This is a genomic window from Escherichia sp. WS568, from assembly GCF_046486085.1.
In the GTDB taxonomy this organism is placed as follows: domain Bacteria; phylum Pseudomonadota; class Gammaproteobacteria; order Enterobacterales; family Enterobacteriaceae; genus Escherichia; species Escherichia coli.
Genome location: NZ_JBJQMC010000055.1, coordinates 1 through 3484, shown reverse-complemented (window position 1 = coordinate 3484; position 3484 = coordinate 1). Strand labels below are relative to the sequence as shown.

The 3484-nt window shown below is 55.2% G+C and carries 5 protein-coding genes; 4 read left to right on the top strand and 1 reads right to left on the bottom strand.

Annotated features, from left to right (window positions below; genetic code table 11):
- Positions 1 to 291: 291 nt before the first annotated feature.
- On the top strand, positions 292 to 852 hold the full coding sequence (locus tag ACJHWR_RS25105; protein WP_000067487.1) for an MbeB family mobilization protein: 561 nt from the start codon (positions 292 to 294) through the stop codon (positions 850 to 852).
- A 6-nt stretch (positions 853 to 858) separates the two neighbouring features.
- Positions 859 to 1092, top strand: a complete 234-nt coding sequence (locus ACJHWR_RS25100; protein ID WP_000137389.1) for an MbeD family mobilization/exclusion protein — start codon at positions 859 to 861, stop codon at positions 1090 to 1092.
- 1316 nt (positions 1093 to 2408) lie between these two features.
- Here ACJHWR_RS25100 and ACJHWR_RS25095 read toward each other — a convergent pair.
- On the bottom strand, positions 2409 to 2600 hold the full coding sequence (locus tag ACJHWR_RS25095) for a Rop family plasmid primer RNA-binding protein (RefSeq protein WP_062914769.1): 192 nt from the start codon (positions 2598 to 2600) through the stop codon (positions 2409 to 2411).
- A gap of 63 nt (positions 2601 to 2663) precedes the next feature.
- On the opposite strand from ACJHWR_RS25095, the gene ACJHWR_RS25090 reads away from it, so the two are divergent.
- Both ACJHWR_RS25090 and ACJHWR_RS25085 read left to right on the top strand, forming a co-directional pair.
- A complete protein-coding gene (locus tag ACJHWR_RS25090; RefSeq protein ID WP_001696562.1) occupies positions 2664 to 2987 on the top strand; it encodes a MobC family plasmid mobilization relaxosome protein in 324 nt (107 codons plus the stop codon).
- The coding region (locus ACJHWR_RS25085; protein ID WP_162771608.1) for a relaxase/mobilization nuclease domain-containing protein at positions 2977 to 3484 on the top strand (508 nt) is incomplete at its 3' end. The genes ACJHWR_RS25090 and ACJHWR_RS25085, both read left to right, overlap by 11 nt.

Here is a 3484-nt window from a genome sequence, read left to right as displayed (position 1 = left end):
ATGCCTGGCAGACGCTGGTTAATCATCATTACGGGCTGCGTGACCCGAACGCACCGGAGAACAGACGGACGCTTGTCACGCCAAATAATCTGCCAAAAGCGAAACAGGAGGCCGCAGAAGCGATTACACGGGGTCTTGAGGCTCTTTACCATGCCGGAGCAATAAAAACGCGTCAGGATGTCACAGAGGCGCTTACAGCGGCAGGTTTTGAGGTGGTGAGGACAACCAAAAGCAGCATCAGTATTGCCGACCCGGAGGGGGGGCGGAATCTCAGGCTAAAGGGGGCGCTGTATGAGCAATCTTTTACAAATGGGAACAGACTTCGAGAAGAAACTGAAAGAGCGAGCCGCTTCTACCGAGAACATGCTGAACAGCGAGTTCAGGAAGCTCGAAGAGTCTGTAGACAAGGCATTGAGCTTAAACAGGCAGAAAATCAGAGACGCTATCAGCGAACATACAACATCCGTGAAAAAGCAACTGGATACGCTGAGCACCACCGTGAGCATGCAGTTCAGCACCACAGAGGCCGAACTGTCCCGGCAGCAGAAAAAACTGCTCTGGCGGGTGATCAAAGGGCGGATACTGTTTCCGGCGCTGACCGCGCTCAGCGTCACGGGCGGGATTTTCCTGGGGTGCTGGGGGCTGATGGAGTGGCAGGAAAGCAAGATTGCGAAAAATATCCTGACTATCAGAGAGCAGGAAAACACGCTGGCGAAACTCGAGGCAAAAACCTGGGGGGTGACGTTCGTCAATGGCGAGAACGGGAAATTTCTGGTGTTGCCGGACGGGGTGAAAGGGGAAAACACCTGGACGGTGGGCGACAAGAACGCCGTGAGGCTGGTCAGGGAGTAAACGAGTATGACGGAACTGGAAGGGCATTTGCTGAACGCCTTAGAGCATTTGCAACAGGACTATATGCGGCGGCTGAACGAGTGGGAGAGCGCCTTCGCGGAATTGCAGAAGATGCACGAGGTTACGCAACGGAACAACGCGATACTGAACGAGCGCGTCGTGATATTGAGTCAGCAGGTGCAGAGATTAGCCGGGCAAGTGGATCGCTTGAGTCGGTTATTTATCGCGAACAACAGCTAAGGGATGAACAGGAGCGTGCCCGGTACAGACATGAGGTACAGGAACGCGCGGCACGGGTTCGGAGTGGGCCATCAATGGAGATGTGACCGGAGAAGTGACGAAATCTTGCCATTTTGACCCGTTCGACGGCTGGGGCGAGCGAAACAAATCGTGTGCCGTATTTGTGCATAGCTATGCAACATCCTGAAAACGCATTTCACGCGTTTTTGGGGATTCAGCCAGGGGAAAACATGGTTTTTTTACTTTTTGAGCGTAAAGACGTGAAAAATCTCGTTATTGCACTTGCGATCTTTCGTCGGTGGGCGTAGAACGAAAACAGCTCGCCAGGAAGGCGAGCTGTTTCGGGTTCATTGAGGTCTCTGACCTCCTCAATGTTCCTGTGGAAACTGTTGAGATCCACAACAGAAACCAGTTCATTCAGTTTGCATGAGCCTTCTGTATTCTTCAAGAGTTTTTCAACAGCACAGTCTCCCAGGAACCCCGAAAAAAACCTGTTTTTGCAGATACTTGCGTATTTGCGAGAATCGTTTGCGGTTGGGGGAGCTGTGACGACGGCGACCGCACGCGTGAGAGTTCCGCTACCGGCGCAGAGAGTTTCATCGACAGCGGACACCTGATGAGTTGCCACAAAAACCGTATGTAGCGCGGCTAGATTGGTTGAGTTAGACCTTGGCGGCAGTTCCCGGTATGTGGTGGCGTGACGGGTGAGATGGTGCGGCGAAGACGCATACGTCACGCAGGCGCGGGTTCTTCCACTGACGCGCCCCGTGATCGATGGCCTTGGCTCCGTCCGGCATATCGAGAGCGGCAAACTACCCGTCCCTTCACTGGGAGGGGTGAGTTGTTGCCGTTCCCTCCGACCTTCCACCATCCAGCATATCGCACGATCCCATGTGCACCGCTACTCCTGATAACTCCAGTGCAAAAAAAAAAACGGATCTGCATCACAACGAGAGTGATCCCACCGCTCGCCGCAGCCCCAGCGACCGAACGTAGTGAGCGAGTGGGCGAGGAAGCGGAAGAGTCACAGAGGCAAGCATTGTGCACTTACGCGCCTGTGCCAGTGTCCGCGTGTGTGTTGTTTATCGGGCGCGCTGTTTTTACGCATCTGTGCGGCTTTTTACTCCTGACATGGTGCACTTCCCATCCACTCTGCACCGATGCAAAATGAGGAAAGCCAGTATACACATCGCTATCGCTCTGTGAACTGGGTCAGGGCTGCGCCCCGACACCCGCACTGACGCGCCCTGGCGGGCTTGTCTGCTCCCGGCATCCGCTCACAGGCAAGCTGTGAACGTCTCCGGGAGCTGCATGTTTCAGTTGCTTTCACCGTCATCGCCGAAGCGTGCGAGGCAACTGCGGTAGAGTTCGTCGGCGTGGTCGTGAAGTGATTCGCAGATGTCTGCCTGTTCGTCCGCGTCCAGATCGTTGAGTTTTTCCAGCAGGGTTAGCGTCTGGTTTCTGATAAAGCGAGCCATGTTAAGGGCTGTTTTTTCCTGTTTGGTCATGGTCTTAAGGCTCCTTGTATGGGGGATTTGTTAGGGGGAATGATACCGATGAAACGCGAGAAGATGCTCACGATACGGGTTACCGATGAGGAGCACGCCCGGTTACTGGAACGCTGCGAGGGTAAACGACTGGCGGAATGGATGCGGCGGGTCTGTCTGGGGGAGCCGGTTGCACGCACAGGAAAACTGCCGACACTGGCACCGCCATTGCTGCGGCATCTGGCTGCCATCGGGAACAACCTGAACCAGACAGCCCGGAAGGTGAACAGCGGCCAGTGGTCTTCGATTGACCGGGTTCATGTGGTGGCCGCACTGATGGCCATCGAGGGTGAATTGCGCCAGTTGCGGCAGGCTGTCAGGGAACAGGGGGTACGGGATGATAGTTAAATTTCATGCCAGGGGGAAAGGCGGTGGAAGTGGCCCGGTCGATTACCTGCTGGGGCGGGAGCGTAACCGCGAAGGCGCAACGGTGCTCCGGGGTAACCCGGAAGAAGTGCGGGAACTCATTGATTCCACGCCATTTTCGAAGAAATACACGTCAGGCGTTCTGTCGTTCGCGGAGAAGGAGCTACCACCGGGTGAACGCGAAAGAGTGATGACGAGCTTTGAGCGTGTTCTTATGCCCGGTCTCGAAAAAGACCAGTACAGCATTCTCTGGGTGGAACACCAGGATAAGGGGCGGCTCGAACTGAATTTTGTCATCCCGAACATGGAGCTACAGAGCGGTAAGCGCCTCCAGCCGTACTACGACCGTGCGGACAGGCCGAGGATAAATGCCTGGCAGACGCTGGTTAATCATCATTACGGGCTGCGTGACCCGAACGCACCGGAGAACAGACGGACGCTTGTCACGCCAAATAATCTGCCAAAAGCGAAACAGGAGG

Bases quoted from the DNA above. Each gene is read 5' to 3' on its own strand.
- ACJHWR_RS25105 (WP_000067487.1), top strand. From the start codon at position 292: ATGAGCAATCTTTTACAAATGGGAACAGACTTCGAGAAGAAACTGAAA.
- ACJHWR_RS25100 (WP_000137389.1), top strand. From the start codon at position 859: ATGACGGAACTGGAAGGGCATTTGCTGAACGCCTTAGAGCATTTGCAA.
- ACJHWR_RS25095 (WP_062914769.1), bottom strand. From the start codon at position 2,600: ATGACCAAACAGGAAAAAACAGCCCTTAACATGGCTCGCTTTATCAGA.
- ACJHWR_RS25090 (WP_001696562.1), top strand. From the start codon at position 2,664: ATGCTCACGATACGGGTTACCGATGAGGAGCACGCCCGGTTACTGGAA.